The sequence below is a fragment of the Melissococcus plutonius ATCC 35311 genome (assembly GCF_000270185.1).
Classification (GTDB): domain Bacteria; phylum Bacillota; class Bacilli; order Lactobacillales; family Enterococcaceae; genus Melissococcus; species Melissococcus plutonius.
Map to the genome: position 1 here is coordinate 1,549,014 of NC_015516.1, position 14,288 is coordinate 1,563,301.

The window sequence follows — 14,288 nt, forward strand, 5'->3', positions numbered from 1 at the left end:
AACAAATAATAATGATGATCATTATCAATGAAGTAGTATAGCCTATTGCCACTACTTTTTCAATAGAACTTCTGTCTATTCATCTTATTCATTACCAAAATAAAAGTAAAAATGTATAGAGAATAACTTTTGTTTTATGAATTTTATCTCTAAACAGAATTATTCTTTTAGTATATAAGAATTTTATAACAGTCAATCAATATACAACCTATAAAAAATGAAAGTATTGAATAATATGTCATTGGTATAACTAATATTGACAGCTTTCCTTGTCACCTTTTTTAGCTTTCTTAACTAAATTAATTTCTAATTCTTTCCTATTTTTCATACGTCTTTCAATCTCCTTACTAATTAGACCGTATTTATACAAAAAAGGTTTCAAAAAAGATTCAGAGAATAATAAATTTATTATCCTCTGAATCTTTTTTATGACTATAAAAGTTTAATTAATAAATAGAATAATGACTTTAGTATTCTTAGCTAAAATGATACTCTCTTCATTTCTGTCTTCCTGTTTGTAATCATAAATTCCTAACTGTTATCCTTCTAATAACATAGATAGGTAAAGCTAATAAGGCAAATCGAAATAAAAATAATTAATCGTTTAAGCTTTAAACACACTCAGAATTTGTTCACTCAAATACCAATATTTTTTGGATAATTGATAAAGAATTTCTTCCGTATTCCATTCAGAATCAATAAAGGTTAATTTATTGGCGAATTCAAAAATGCAAGATTTTTTAATTGCTGCATGTTCATCTTGTGGGGCAATTATCGCAACTATTTGGTTATAATCAAAATAATAATCACCTTTCATTTTCATTTGGATGATTCCACCAATGATTAAATTGATCCCAAAAAGATTTTGTCAGGTTCCTATTTTGATGTCTAACGTAAATAACTGGGTTAATTCCAAAACCGCTTTCTAAACATTGAACATCCTTCATAAAGATTAATCCATAAGGTGCAAACCTATTATTATTGTGCTCTAGGGTCTTAACAATAACCTTTAAACGATCTAAAGGTGTCTCTGTAAAACAGGTCACACTAAATTGTTTCTGATATTCTTCTGATAATTTAGCTAATTCTTTATTAAACATACAACAATAGCTCGATGCATTTATCTTTTTATCATTTAAGATGGAAATCAAATTTTCTTTTGCTGTTGCATCTTTTGTATTTCTAGTTAGATGTGTTAAAAATTTAGAAATATCTGTACGATCGGTTAGATCAATCATACTATCTTGCATAAAATCAACTCCATATTTATTATATTATTTGACTATATAATAACATTTTTAACATTCTCTTAGAATACCTATTTATGTGAAAATTTTTATACTCACTTAGATTGTTGAGATATGAATCATTTAGATGTTAAGTATTATAAAATAAAAATCATTATAAATTGATTAATTTTTAAATAATTTAATTGTATTTAAGAGATAGCTAACAATAAAAGTTGAATAGCTATTAGACTAGATCTTTTATTCTGTACTTGTTAGATAGATATCATCAGGTAGTCATTTTAACTATAACTATGCACCGATATCTTGCTTGGTCTTCGTTTGATAAGACAGACATATCCATCTTTTAGAAACACTTGTTACAAGTAATCACAAAGAAAGATCAATTCCTCGCTTAAAATGATTATCATATTAATTCATTGTTTCTGTATTTATTTCTTTATTTTGACAATTTTTTAGTGTGATAAGTACAGTTGCCCATTGATTTTCATTTTTTATTGAGATTGCTCCATTCATCTTTTTAATCATCAAATCAGACATATAAAGACCTAATCCAAAATGTTCTTTTTCTCTTTGAATTTTATTAGAATAAAATGGCATGAATTCTCCTGCTACATATTTCTCCGGAAATAAAGAACCTGTATTACTAATAGATATTGTCGTTTTTAAGGGATCATCGCTAACTAAACATTTGATTGTTCCATTGTTATTTACATGTTCAATGGCATTCGCTAAAATATTTTGAATAATCCTCGTAATCATCAATGGATCGCCATAGACATTTCTCAAATTATCATTGTAATGCTCTTGAATTTTGATTTCTTTCGTTTTATATAGTGAAGAGAACTCTAATATAGTTATATGTAACATATCAATAATGTTAATTTTTTCATACTTTAAAGTATAACTGTCAGTATTTAAACGTGTTATCTTAAGAAGTTCTGTCAATAATTTGTCTATTCTTGAAACTTCAGAAGTGATTACAGAACCTCTCTCCTGTGCCGCTAAATCATTTGATAAGAGAGTTAGTAACTCAGCTTCAGCCTGAATGATAGTGAGTGGTGTCTTTACATCATGAGCAATAGATGAAAATAATTGTTTATGTACGATAGATTTTTTTTGAGATTTATCTAATAGTTTTTTTAACGCTATTCGCATTTGATTGATCTGTCTAGATAATTCATCAAATTCTCTATCATTAAAATTAGGTAATGCCATCGATAAATTTCCCACTTCAATCTCTTTTAAATGGGTTTCTATTATTTTAAATTTTGAGAGGATAACGCTATATAATTTAGTGGTAAAAACACTAAGGAAAAGAATAAATAGCACGAATGGACTAGCCATTACAAAATACTGAAATACAACATTAATACGATCTACTACCTGATTTCCCGTTGAAAAAGCCGGGAAAATCATCAATATTTTGACAGTTGGATAATTGTCAAGTTCCATAAAAGAATACATATTGTTATTTTCCACAAATGAATGGGTATCCTTAGATGTCTCGTCCAACTTAATATCATTTACCGGAAAATGATTGCTTTTTATTTTTGTTTTTCCATTGATTGTGATTAGATACTGAAATTTCGGATCTTTATTCTGTATCGTTGGATTTTTATCTGATAATAAATCAGGCATTTCTTTTTTTAAAGGATTTTAAAAAGATTCTGAATAGATGTTATCATAATAATTTCTAGGAAATATTGAAATCCAAATTAACCATAATAAAAAAATAAGTACCAAAGAGACAACAGTCGCAATAACTACTTTTATAACTAACAAACTAAAGGATCGTTTAAGCGAATAGTTATTTTTCATAGTTAGGTTCCCAAGTATAACCTAATCCATATTTTGTCTGTATATATGTAAAATCAGAATCATATCTAGCTAATTTAGCTCTAATTTTTTTGATATGTTCTGTAACTGTACTTAGACTACTTTCATTGTTATATCCCCAAACTGTTTCAAAAAGCTGATCTTTACTCATTACATGCCCAATATTACTCATTAATTTTTCAATAACTAAATATTCTTTTTTAGGAAAAATTACAATAGTACCATGAACCATCACCTGTTTTTTTTTCTTTATTCAACATAATATTTTGGGTACAAATCATTTTTCTGGGAACATTACTTCTATTTTCTCTTCGTATATGACTATCGATTTTTACTTTTAATTGTTTTAAACTAAAAGGTTTAATAATATAATCATCTCCACCACTTTCTAATCCAGCAATGATATCTTCATCTAATCCTAAAGCACTAATAAAAATTATTGGATATGAAATAGAATCTCTAATTTTCTTACAAATATCAATACCATTAATATTAGGTAACATAACATCCAATAGCATTAAGTTAAAAAAAGAGAGAGCTATGTGGTTCGGCTCTTCAAATGAATGTACAATAGTCACTTTATAGTCATTCAATTCTAAGTATTGTTTGACTAATTTTGTAATTTGAAGATCATCATCAACATAAATAATATTAATCACATTTATCCTCCCTTTTCCTATTTAATCAAGTAAAAATACAGCATCCCAATTCGTCTGTTTATTCCCTAGCATAGATAAAAGAGGGAGTAATATACCTATTATACCATCAAGTATACCAATAGTATTAACCATTTTCATCTCTTTCTGACTGTAATCATTTATATTATATTCTAAATTAGGAAATCCAAATGGAAGATTTTTATCATAAAAATATAATGTCTTCTGCATTAATCGTTTAGCCTCATAATCAAAAACATCTATTTTTGTAGATTCATAAAATTTTTTATAAATATATGAGACTCCTATATATCCATGACAAAAAGTTGGCGATATAAGACCAATTTCAGAATATATACCAGATTTCATAGTTTCACAGGCAATAGTTAAAAGCTTTTTATCCTTCAATTTTCAAGATGCTTTTAATCATGTAAATGCTATATTAAGTCTATAGTAATTGCTTATAACCTTAAGTATAGAAATGGAATATAAACTTTTTATAAATAAATAAATTTTTATTTGTTTATAGAATCTTTATTTTTTGTCGCTAAACTAAACTTGTTCAATTAGGGAGAGGAGTAGGAAAGATATGAATTTATTATTGAGAACTGAGAATCTAACCAAAAACTATGGATTGGTTAGCCCAAATGGTGCTGGTAAATCAACAATCTTAAAAATGCTAATTGGGCGTTTAAGACCAACAAGCGGAGAGATACTATTTACTGAAGAAACAAACAGGAAGCTTAAGATTGGTTCATTAATTGAAGATCCTCCCTTGTATAAAAATTTAACAGCAGAGGAAAATCTTTTAGTCTTAGTAAAACTTTTTGGTTTGAAAAAAAATCGAATTAAAGAGGTTTTGCATCTGGTAGACCTAGAGAACACTAAGAAAAAAACGGTTGCTAAGTTTTCTTTGGGAATGAAACAACGTTTAGGAATTGCTGCAGCATTAATAAGACAACCAGATTTACTTATTTTGGATGAACCTACAAATGGTCTAGATCCCATTGGCATTAAAGAATTACGTGAGTTAATTAAATCATTTCCTGAACATGGAATTACTGTTATCATTTCCAGTCATAATCTAACTGAAGTTCAACAGATAACAAACTATGTTGGTATTATGCATACTGGCATTTTAAAATATGAAGGTGTAATACCTAAAGATACTAATTTGGAAGATTTCTTTCTAGATACTATAAGCTTAGACAGAAATGGAGAGAAGATAACATGAAAAATTATATGATTGCTGAATACATTAAAGGGAAACGATCCTTCAGTCATTTTTTCTTTATGTTATTTCCATTGCTTGTTGTACTCATCTGTCTTCCATTTTCTCAGTTTATGTATTTTGATATCAATCTTTTTGTTCCTCTTATTTATAATTGGTGGCCATTACTTTTTTTACCTATAGGATTAGCAGTTTTATGTTATCAATCAATACAAAGAGAGAACGAAAGCCATACTCAGAATTATTATTATTTATTAAATCAACGTACATTTTGGCAGACAAAAATAATTATTTTATCTGGTTATTCATTAATAGCCAACAGTTTGATAGCTCTTTTAACGATACTTTTAGAATACGTGATGTATGATGCATCAAATGTCATTATTGTAAATGTCCTATCAACATCACTAGTTCTTTGGATAACTACCTTATTTATTATTCCACTTTCTATTTTACTAGCACAATTACTAATTCCCATCTTTTCTATCATTGTGAATCTTTTTGGGATTATTTTAGCTACTTTTACGACTACAGGAACCTACTGGTATATCGTTCCTTGGAGCTGGTCACTACGTTTAATTACGCCAATCATTAAGACAAACCCAAATGGAACATTACTCCAGGAAAACGATCCTTTGAATACTCCCTCTATCATCTATCCTGGACTTGTACTTGCGATAGTCATTTTCATCATTCTTTTTATTAGCGTTCCACTAATTTTATCGAGAACTAAGGAGGGTGATTAAATAATGGTTTTTTCTCTTAGTGCAGAGTGGCTTAAAACAAAGAAAACATTTTTTCGAACAACTTTGTATAGCTCACCAATTTTATTTAATTTATTGATTTTCGGCTACATCTTTTTAACAAATCAAAAAGTATCTGAAAGCAGTTTTTACTCTAATTATTTCTCTATTCTCAATTTTTTATTACCATTTACTATTAGTTTTATACTCGCATTGATGAATAATAGCGAACGAGAAGCAGGAAACTTCAAAAATATTTTTGGACTAAACCATCACTTTTATTTTTTATTATCTCTAAAATTTATTTTTTCATATTTGGTGATTAGTATTGTATTTCTATTTAATTCCTTGCTAACAATGGGATTGCTTCTATTTACTTTCAACAACTCCCCAACCATTTTGTACTTGCAATTTATAGATGGTTTTGCTTTAACATGGATCTCCTATATAACATCCTTTATCATATACTTTTTTTTGAGCATTCTTTGTAGTTTTATAACTACTCTTTTTATTGGATTAACTTCCTCATTATTAACTGCAATTATCGGTTTGACCGTTTTAGGAAATGGAATCTGGCTGTTTTTTCCATTCACATGGGGCAGCCGTTTCATTTTAATGAACACGAACAATCAATCAGTCATTGAATTCTTTTATAAAAATGTACATTTAAGTTTTGTCCTTTTGCTATGCCCTATCATTTTCTTTCCCATGCTCATTTTTTCTTGTGTGTCTTTATTCAGAAAATAAGCGAATAGAATAGCTAAAATCAAAAACCTAGCTATTTTTTGTTTATATTTAAGATTTCTTAAATACGTTTAAGATTTCCAAGTCACCTTGTTCATAGTTATTGTTTCCTGGTTGTGATTTTTTAAATTTCCAGCAAGCAATTGCTTGTTGAAGGGTTAAATTTTTATTATCCTTAAAAAAATCTCTGATATAGGTATTATATTCGAATTGCTTGCCAATTTTAGTGGGTGTTTTATCATTTAAGATATCCTGATAGGCTTTAATGGCATCTGAATATTTTTCCCCACTGTTTTCTTTTAGCCAATTCTGAAATTTTACATTAAAACGAAAGGTAGGTCCTATCTGGCTTTTAAAAAAAACTCTATGGATTTCACTACACTTTATATTTTCCTCAATAACAGAATTCAAATTCAGTTCTGTTAGCGTTGGCGTTCGCTGTACGACTCGTTTTTTTATATGCCGTTTTCGTTTCCCTGTTCTTAAAAAATAAGCGATTCTATCAGTAATTTCAATTTTATCACCTTGAGTAGACAATTTATTCACCCTACAAAAATCAATCAATTCTGCTTTCAAATAATAAAATTTTAGAAAAAGTTCAGCATTCATATTTTTTTCCAATTCTGGTCTATTCATTTATTTCACCTATAATAATTATTAGTATTTCATGTTGTATCCTCGATACTTGAATTTTAAAAAAAACTGCAAACCATCTTTAAACGATTTTTCAATATTTAATAGCATCGAATATTTTAATTTTTATCAATAATCAATAAGCTTTTCATTTCTCCTTCTTAAAATCAAATTTAGAGACCTTTCTGCCTCTAATTGCAAAATTTTCAATTTAGAGTGATAACAATAATCTTCAAGAATATCTATACTTTGAGGAAATGCAGATAGGCAAGTTAAAAATTTCCATGTGATAAGATTATTTTTTTGATGTTTTTCCATTGTTTTTATTATATTTTGATAAATACGCTTTCTATTTATAGTCGAATCATAAAACACAATGTATCCGATTGCATCTATTCGTTCAGAAAGTTGCTCTTCTGGCATCTCTTTTTGTTCTAATTTTTCTGTCAGAACATATACAATTTGTGAATTCATCTTACTAAGAGTTCTAGCAATAATATCTCTTGGTAACGGATACGAACGCTTTTTTGAAGACTTTTCAGGTAAGTGCTTATACTGATTTGTTCCAATTTTTCCTAAATAAGGAATCATTATTGAAGCAATTTCGGAATTTCCTGTTTGCAATTTTTCACACATATATATTTTGGTATATAATGCTTTCTCAGTAGTTAAACATTCTAAAACTATTGAAGCCATCTCTTTTGTAAGCATTCCTAGTTCGCTAATTGCTAAGCTACGTTCAAGCGGAATTTTTGAATTAATACAAATATCTAATAACTCTTTTTAACTACATCCCACAAAAGGATTATCTTGCACCTTTTCTATCCAGCCTCTTTTTTCAAGAGAAGTAATATCGCTTCTCATATTATCCTCTCCTAATATTATTTGGTTCATGCATCTTGTGAAACAACAAATATTTTTATATGAATTCTATTTATCTTAGAAACTAATGTAAATAATATAACTATTATTAAAATTCTAAAATTATTTTTAAAAAAGTTTGCTAGAGATTCCATCAATAGGTTTTGGTTATTCCTTATTTTGTAGTATTATAAATTTTCATTACATGCTTATTATTCGCAATTTTTTCTTTCACAATTTCCCTTCAATTTTTTCAGCACAGATTTAGGAATATTCTCTTGATGAATAACTTCATATTTTTTCACATATTGTCCCTTGATCGAAATTTTCAATAGGCTATCATCAACTTTCAGCTTACTTCCAAAAGAAGTTAATTGTACAGTTCTTTTCTCACCAGATTTTGAAATTGTTTGAACATTATAGCCATAATCCATTTTATCATTTGCTGCATCTTTCCATGATTCAATAGGCTTTTTTGGTAACTTTCCGTAGACATTTTCTACCTGAACAAATGGATTGACCAGATCTGCAACATAAGAAAACATATCTGTATTATTCTTAGTAAAAAATTGTGTTGCAAACATCGTCATAATGCCAATTACTATAATTCCTCCTAAAACTTTCAACATTTCTTTCATAATAATCTATTCCCTCACTTTCTATATATTAAGTATAGAAGTAAATTTTGAAGAAATTATAAAGAGGGATTTCTTTGTTCAAAAATAATTATTATTATGATTGTGTTCACTAATTTAGTATTGGATAGGAATTTTTATTAATCAAAAATCTAATTCTATGAAACCAGGTTACAATAAATATTTATATAAAAAATAATTAGATATTACAGAAATGGCATTATTAATATAGTATATATATTGCTACTTAAATCTTCTATAGTATCACCTATTTTTTAACAAATCATCGCTAAGTTAGAAAAATTAATTTAAATCGATCATTAATTTCAGATTCAGAATTATAAAAAACTTATGTCTTCCATGCAATTCAATTAATTAACCCTACTATTTCTAAAATGAAATACTTATTTCAATAACTATCACTTTTTTCCTAAATCACCATATAAAATGATCACATTAAGGTTTAGAATTTTTATACTATCTTTCCATTTACAATAAAAACCTCAAAATTCATTTTCAAAAAAGAAAACGTTCATTCTGAGGTTTTGCCTATCTGAGCGATACCATCTTTAATTATTTAAGTTAGATTAATTTTTTAGAAATAAATTTAATCACAGAATTAGCTATTTATAAAATAACAATATTAACAATATTAACAATTTTAATATTCTTTTATGCTTAACTCAATTCTGAGAAACTATGATTTTTTCAATTGCTTGTAATACACCATTTTCATCATTTGATTTTGCTATAAAATCAGCTCTCTCTTTTACTTCATCAAAGGCATTGCGCATGGCAAAGCTGATCCCTGATTCATTAAACAATTCTAAATCGTTGAAACCATCACCAAAAGCTAGGATTTCATTTTTAGCAATATTTAGTATTTTTTGGAGCTCTTTAACCGTTGTTCCTTTATGAACATTGTAATTAGAAATATCAATCCAAGCTGCTTCTGAGGCAATTATATAAGCGCTGTCTTCAAATTCCTCTAATTGTTTGACATTTTCAAAGCATCTTGATTTGGAATCAAAGATCGTAATTTTTACAAAGTCTTCTTCAATTTGTGTCAAATCTTCAACCTTTTTTACAACCGCATAGGATCTTCTCACCATATTTGCTTCTTTTTCTGGTGTAGTCGTTTTTATAAAAGCAGCTGTTGGTGTACATGCGATAATCGTATGATCAGAGGCAATAGTTTCTAATTTTTTTATGATATTTTTTCCAATTTCATTCTGTAATAATGATTCATAAATATACTCTCCATGATGCTTAATCCTAGTAGCACTGTCTCCTAGTATATAAAGATCCCTTGAAAATTGTGAACCAAAGACTTCCTCAACTCGTTCACATTGTTTTCCTGTACAAGTAGCAAAAGTTATATTGTTTTCTTTCATTAATTGTTGAACGCTTTGATAATAGTCATGATCAAAATCACCTTTACTGTTTAAAAATGTTCCATCTAGATCAGAAATAACTAATTTAATCATTGTTTATCTTCTTTTCAAATTATATTTTCTATTAATTGTTTTATTTAATTGTTTCACTTCTTTAAATTCTTCATCTAGGATGATTTCCATCAAGATAAAGCAGTATATCTTGCTCAATTAATCTTACTTAAAACTTAACAAGGTTCCTTATTATCTTACTATGACTTGGAATAACTTTGAGTAATTATCATTTCCAGATTCTATTACAAAATTCTTTTATTTGACTTCTCTTCTTTTTATCAGCATAGTCACTATGATTAAAATATTTTATTGTTTCTTTAGTATATTGATAGTTAGGTGAAACTCCCAACAGTGATTTATAAATAACTTTCCTGTAAAAATACGTTTTTTCATGCTCAATTAGATTTTTTTATTTTATTTACATCTTTAATTAAGTATGTTAATTAAATAGAAGAAAGTCAATCATACCTTTAACAATTTCTATGCTATTCTTTAACTTATAAATACTATCATTGCTAAAAATGTAAAAAATAATTACAAAAGAATTTTACTTTTTTATGTTTCTATATTATTATTAAATAGAGAATTTATTAATCTACTTAATTAAGGATGGGGAACATTTGCAAAAAAATAAAAATCTTATCCGAGAAAAAAAATATTGTTGAGCTAAAACGCTATATGTTTAAAAAAGGCTCTGCATTTAAGTCTGAAATTGCTAAAGAAACAGGAATAAGCGTGGTAACCGTTAATGCCTTAGTAAAACAATTAGTAGAAGAACATGTTCTTCTCGAAGGGAAACACGTTCAACAATCTTTAGGACGACCAGCGATTATTTATCATTTTAACTATGAACAACAGCTTTTCTTATTGTTAAGTATTCAAGAAACTTTTACCATTGCACAAAGAAATCTTGTGATTGTTGGCAAAATAGTTAATCTATCTGGAAAAATCAACTATGAAGAAGAATTTTCATTTAAAAATCCTACATTAAAATGTTTACTTTCTATTATTAATCACTTTCTCTTACTTGATTATAGGATTGATAAAATTGGAATATCCCTTCCCGGAAAAATTTTCAATGGTGTCGTTCTTTCAAGCTGGAACAATCTATTTAACCAATGGAATCTTGAACAAGCTATTTCTGAAATAACATCAATACCTGTCTTTATTCAAAATGATGCTCACTTATTAACGATTGGATACACCATACTATCAGCATTAAATAAAAATGAAACGATTGTTGGAATCTTCTATCCCGAAAACAGTATGCCTGGAATTACTATTTACTCTAACGGATCTTTGATTGAGGGAAGTAAACACCTAGCTGGGAAAGCTAAATTTTTACCACATCTCATTAATACTTCTGAGCCTATTGTAGGAATGACACTTGTGGATAGCTTGATAAAAATTCTAGCAATTTACAATGTTGTCATTGCCCCTGATTCATTTGTAATTTCAGCTGATTCTGTAAGTAATGATCTAATTATACACAAAGTAACAGAATCAGCTATTTTATCTAAACAAATCAATAAACCTCATTTACTATCTATACAAAATTTTCAGAAATCATTAGATACAGGATTACGTTGGTTGGTTACTAAAAATAGTACCTATAGAATTTAATATAAACAGCCAGTCTTGGCTGTTTTTTATTAAAAAAATAGCTCAAGTATATAATTAAATTTATTAATTAATCCAAAGTATTTTAAAAATCGAAAAATAGATGGTTTATTGACTATCTTCTCTACTACAAACTATTGTAAGAATTTTAGCTTAAATTATTAACCTTATGACAGAAGATACTGATACTATCCAATTCACTAAATTAGCTGAACTTCCTAATTATCGTTTTAACAAATTGAAAATGATTAACTTGTTAACCCAATTGTCTTTTTAGGTAACCCAATTATTTTACACTTATCTTTCTAGAAATTATAAATTACTTTCATTAATAGCTAGATATACAAAAGCTAGATATACAAAAAACAGAATTAGGATGTCTATTAATGAAAAATTGATCTTACTAAAGCTAGAAAATCACCTTATTAATGAAATTTTAAGATGTAAAAATGGATTTTTAACTATTATAAATGGAGATATTGATGAGAGTAGTATGTTAAGTGAATTTGATCATATTCAGGATTGGTTACAAAACTTGTCTTTATTAGAAGATAAGGATACCTTATCTAATAAAAATTTAATACAGAAGAACAATATGTACTTATTGACAAGGAAAGTCATAAGACAAATAGTTGGAATGTCTAATTTAAGATACGAGTTAAATGATTATTTATTTAATTATGATGGCCATATCGGCTACTCGATAGCACTCTCAGAAAGAAAACAAGATTATGGAAGGAAGTTATTGCTGAACGTGACATTAAAAGAAGCGTTTAAGCATAATAATGAAGAAGTTTTAATTACCTGTGATAAAAATTAATGAAGATTCTAAAGAAATTATCCAGTTTAATAACAGAATTAGGAAAAATGGATACTGAATAGATAGTATCAAATGGACAAGTAGGGTATAGAATAACTTAACATTACCTATTCACCTTTATTGTATCGGCATTTCTATTTGGTACACAAGAGGTTAAGATGAAGACTTTAAATTCATTCACTACAAATATCCAATGAAGCGTCTACATAGGATATCTATAAAATATCCCATAAATTTTCAATTCTGAATAGCTTAAATGTAATGTATTTATTCCCAATCTTTTTGCAGGCATGATATCATTACGTAGTGAATCTCCTACCATTAATGTATTTTTTGGTAAAACAGACTCATTAGCAAGAACTTTTTGAAATGCTTCAAGCATAGGCTTCTCTATGCCTATATTTTCTGATATATAGATATTCGTAAAATAATCTACTATATCCAATTTTTTAATTTTCATTTTTTGTTCTTTAGCAAAACCGTTTGTTAATATTGCTAATTTATATACGGCTGACAATTTCTCTAAAAGCTTATTTATCTCTTTATCAATTTGTATATCAGAAATTAGGTACTTAAACATTAATGCATAAAAAGCTTCTCCCCCTCTGTAAGAAAGATTTTTTCCAAAACATTTTAACGTATTTATAGGTCTATATGCCCTAAGCTCAGATAAAGTAATCTCATCTTTATTTAGTTGTTGCCAAAGTTTATTGTCTTCTTTTCTGTAAATCTCCATAAACAAGTGATAATCAATTTCATTATCTAGTTTTAATTGTTGAAATACTTGTGTATGACCATTCTCCCAATGATGATCAAAATCATATAACGTATTATCTAAATCAAAAATAATTAATTTATCTTGATTCATTTTCTTTTTCTCCTAAAATCTTCTTTGCTTCAGGAATACCATAGCAAAGAATTCCGGAATCTAATTCACTTGCATTATAATGATTTACATTGATCCATTTCAATGAATCAATTTCATTATCTGGGCACACACCATCGTAGTCCACTTCAGAATTTAAATAATATAAAGTGGTATTTAAACGATCTTCGCTAAATTGTGATTTTACAGTAAAGTCTAATAAATAGTTTAATTTATCTTCCTGAATGGATAAACTAACTTCTTCTAATAGTTCTCTAATTAATGCTTCTTTAGGTAGTTCTCCTATTTCTATTTTCCCACCAGGTAGAATAAAGTGAGTTTTATTTTTCTTTTTTTTAACTACTAATAAATGACTGTCTTTCAAGATTAAAGCTGCTACTTTATTTATCATTTAGTTACACTCCTATCATTAATTTTTTCAGAAAGAAGTTCAATGTGTTCATGACAAAAATGAACTTTCTCATTCCTATATTCAACGATCATAGTTTCATTGGGTTCGGAAAAAGAATCACCAAAGATAGATACGCCCTCCAATGACTTATTAGAAATACCCAATTCCATAAATGCCTATTTATTTCTTCTCTATTTTCCTAATGATAGACAGGTGAATCATCGAATATACTCTATGATTTTTCAAAATTTTTGAAAATTTTTGAAAAATTTCATTGTAATTGTCTTTTGTTCAACTAAATCTGCTTAATATTTTACAGTTTCATTCAAACTTTGTAAGAGTATGTTCCAAACAATATGTCATTATAATATCGTTGTAGCAGCATGTATAGCTATCTTATTTCCTAACAATACCAAATTACGTTTCCAATGCAATCTATCTTTTTCTATCTCTTGCTTGAATTGAATGGCAATTTTTCTAAGTAAAATACTTGTCGAAACGAACGTTATTGTAACGGTTATATTCTAAAATCCT

The 14,288-nt window shown here is 27.6% G+C and carries 16 protein-coding genes; 4 read left to right on the forward strand and 12 right to left on the reverse strand.

All coding sequences use genetic code 11. The features are described from left to right. Window positions 1–604: 604 nt before the first annotated feature. The 6 genes from MPTP_RS10015 to MPTP_RS06790 form a co-directional block, all read right to left on the reverse strand. Window positions 605–823, reverse strand: a complete 219-nt coding sequence (locus tag MPTP_RS10015; RefSeq protein ID WP_013774366.1) for a hypothetical protein — start codon at window positions 821–823, stop codon at window positions 605–607. After that, window positions 807–1,250, reverse strand: a complete 444-nt coding sequence (locus MPTP_RS06770; RefSeq protein WP_013774367.1) for a hypothetical protein — start codon at window positions 1,248–1,250, stop codon at window positions 807–809. The genes MPTP_RS10015 and MPTP_RS06770 overlap by 17 nt, the downstream gene beginning before the upstream one ends. Before the next feature lie 408 nt (window positions 1,251–1,658). Further along, window positions 1,659–2,888, reverse strand: a complete 1,230-nt coding sequence (locus tag MPTP_RS06775) for a HAMP domain-containing sensor histidine kinase (RefSeq protein ID WP_013774368.1) — start codon at window positions 2,886–2,888, stop codon at window positions 1,659–1,661. Window positions 2,889–3,057: 169 nt separating this feature from the next. Then, a complete protein-coding gene (locus tag MPTP_RS09460) occupies window positions 3,058–3,318 on the reverse strand; it encodes a winged helix-turn-helix domain-containing protein (protein ID WP_013774369.1) in 261 nt (86 codons plus the stop codon). Next, window positions 3,287–3,745, reverse strand: a complete 459-nt coding sequence (locus MPTP_RS09465) for a response regulator transcription factor (RefSeq protein WP_013774370.1) — start codon at window positions 3,743–3,745, stop codon at window positions 3,287–3,289. Before MPTP_RS09465 ends, MPTP_RS09460 begins: the two co-directional genes overlap by 32 nt. Before the next feature lie 21 nt (window positions 3,746–3,766). Next, window positions 3,767–4,150, reverse strand: a complete 384-nt coding sequence (locus MPTP_RS06790; protein WP_048589948.1) for a lanthionine synthetase LanC family protein — start codon at window positions 4,148–4,150, stop codon at window positions 3,767–3,769. Window positions 4,151–4,331: 181 nt separating this feature from the next. On the opposite strand from MPTP_RS06790, the gene MPTP_RS06795 reads away from it, so the two are divergent. Further along, window positions 4,332–4,976, forward strand: a complete 645-nt coding sequence (locus MPTP_RS06795; RefSeq protein ID WP_013774372.1) for an ATP-binding cassette domain-containing protein — start codon at window positions 4,332–4,334, stop codon at window positions 4,974–4,976. Next, a complete protein-coding gene (locus MPTP_RS06800; RefSeq protein WP_013774373.1) occupies window positions 4,973–5,719 on the forward strand; it encodes a lantibiotic immunity ABC transporter MutE/EpiE family permease subunit in 747 nt (248 codons plus the stop codon). Before MPTP_RS06795 ends, MPTP_RS06800 begins: the two co-directional genes overlap by 4 nt. 792 nt (window positions 5,720–6,511) lie before the next feature. Here the strand turns inward: MPTP_RS06800 and MPTP_RS06805 are convergent. The 4 genes from MPTP_RS06805 to MPTP_RS06820 all read right to left on the reverse strand — a co-directional run bounded on the left by MPTP_RS06805 (window position 6,512) and on the right by MPTP_RS06820 (window position 10,076). After that, window positions 6,512–7,096, reverse strand: coding sequence for a DUF6434 domain-containing protein (locus tag MPTP_RS06805; RefSeq protein ID WP_013774375.1), 585 nt, complete (start codon window positions 7,094–7,096; stop codon window positions 6,512–6,514). A gap of 126 nt (window positions 7,097–7,222) precedes the next feature. Then, the gene (locus MPTP_RS06810) at window positions 7,223–7,804 is read right to left on the reverse strand and encodes a hypothetical protein (protein WP_127468715.1); all 582 of its coding nucleotides are present in this window, start codon (window positions 7,802–7,804) and stop codon (window positions 7,223–7,225) included. 362 nt (window positions 7,805–8,166) lie between these two features. Next, on the reverse strand, window positions 8,167–8,592 hold the full coding sequence (locus MPTP_RS06815) for a YxeA family protein (protein WP_013774377.1): 426 nt from the start codon (window positions 8,590–8,592) through the stop codon (window positions 8,167–8,169). A 680-nt stretch (window positions 8,593–9,272) separates the two neighbouring features. Then, window positions 9,273–10,076, reverse strand: a complete 804-nt coding sequence (locus MPTP_RS06820; RefSeq protein ID WP_013774378.1) for an HAD family hydrolase — start codon at window positions 10,074–10,076, stop codon at window positions 9,273–9,275. 639 nt (window positions 10,077–10,715) lie between these two features. Here MPTP_RS06820 and MPTP_RS06825 point away from each other — a divergent pair. Both MPTP_RS06825 and MPTP_RS06830 read left to right on the forward strand, forming a co-directional pair. Beyond that, entirely contained in the window at window positions 10,716–11,660 is a 945-nt protein-coding gene (locus MPTP_RS06825) for an ROK family protein (protein WP_013774380.1), read from the forward strand. Between the two features lie 373 nt (window positions 11,661–12,033). Beyond that, window positions 12,034–12,477 (forward strand): GNAT family N-acetyltransferase, encoded by a 444-nt coding sequence (locus MPTP_RS06830; protein ID WP_013774381.1) that lies wholly within the window; start codon window positions 12,034–12,036, stop codon window positions 12,475–12,477. A 202-nt stretch (window positions 12,478–12,679) separates the two neighbouring features. Here MPTP_RS06830 and MPTP_RS06835 read toward each other — a convergent pair whose 3' ends face one another. After that, window positions 12,680–13,345, reverse strand: coding sequence for an HAD family hydrolase (locus tag MPTP_RS06835; RefSeq protein ID WP_013774382.1), 666 nt, complete (start codon window positions 13,343–13,345; stop codon window positions 12,680–12,682). Next, a complete protein-coding gene (locus MPTP_RS06840) occupies window positions 13,332–13,754 on the reverse strand; it encodes an NUDIX domain-containing protein (protein WP_013774383.1) in 423 nt (140 codons plus the stop codon). Before MPTP_RS06840 ends, MPTP_RS06835 begins: the two co-directional genes overlap by 14 nt. Window positions 13,755–14,288: the final 534 nt, after the last annotated feature.

Coding starts and splice junctions, on each gene's coding strand:
- MPTP_RS06795 (WP_013774372.1), top strand. CDS start 4,332: ATGAATTTATTATTGAGAACTGAGAATCTAACCAAAAACTATGGATTG.
- MPTP_RS06830 (WP_013774381.1), top strand. CDS start 12,034: ATGTCTATTAATGAAAAATTGATCTTACTAAAGCTAGAAAATCACCTT.
- MPTP_RS06815 (WP_013774377.1), bottom strand. CDS start 8,592: ATGAAAGAAATGTTGAAAGTTTTAGGAGGAATTATAGTAATTGGCATT.
- MPTP_RS06810 (WP_127468715.1), bottom strand. CDS start 7,804: ATGCTTACAAAAGAGATGGCTTCAATAGTTTTAGAATGTTTAACTACT.
- MPTP_RS06840 (WP_013774383.1), bottom strand. CDS start 13,754: ATGATAAATAAAGTAGCAGCTTTAATCTTGAAAGACAGTCATTTATTA.
- MPTP_RS06775 (WP_013774368.1), bottom strand. CDS start 2,888: ATGCCTGATTTATTATCAGATAAAAATCCAACGATACAGAATAAAGAT.
- MPTP_RS06820 (WP_013774378.1), bottom strand. CDS start 10,076: ATGATTAAATTAGTTATTTCTGATCTAGATGGAACATTTTTAAACAGT.
- MPTP_RS06805 (WP_013774375.1), bottom strand. CDS start 7,096: ATGAATAGACCAGAATTGGAAAAAAATATGAATGCTGAACTTTTTCTA.
- MPTP_RS06825 (WP_013774380.1), top strand. CDS start 10,716: ATGTTTAAAAAAGGCTCTGCATTTAAGTCTGAAATTGCTAAAGAAACA.
- MPTP_RS06835 (WP_013774382.1), bottom strand. CDS start 13,345: ATGAATCAAGATAAATTAATTATTTTTGATTTAGATAATACGTTATAT.
- MPTP_RS09460 (WP_013774369.1), bottom strand. CDS start 3,318: ATGGTTCATGGTACTATTGTAATTTTTCCTAAAAAAGAATATTTAGTT.
- MPTP_RS10015 (WP_013774366.1), bottom strand. CDS start 823: ATGAAAATGAAAGGTGATTATTATTTTGATTATAACCAAATAGTTGCG.
- MPTP_RS06800 (WP_013774373.1), top strand. CDS start 4,973: ATGAAAAATTATATGATTGCTGAATACATTAAAGGGAAACGATCCTTC.
- MPTP_RS06770 (WP_013774367.1), bottom strand. CDS start 1,250: ATGCAAGATAGTATGATTGATCTAACCGATCGTACAGATATTTCTAAA.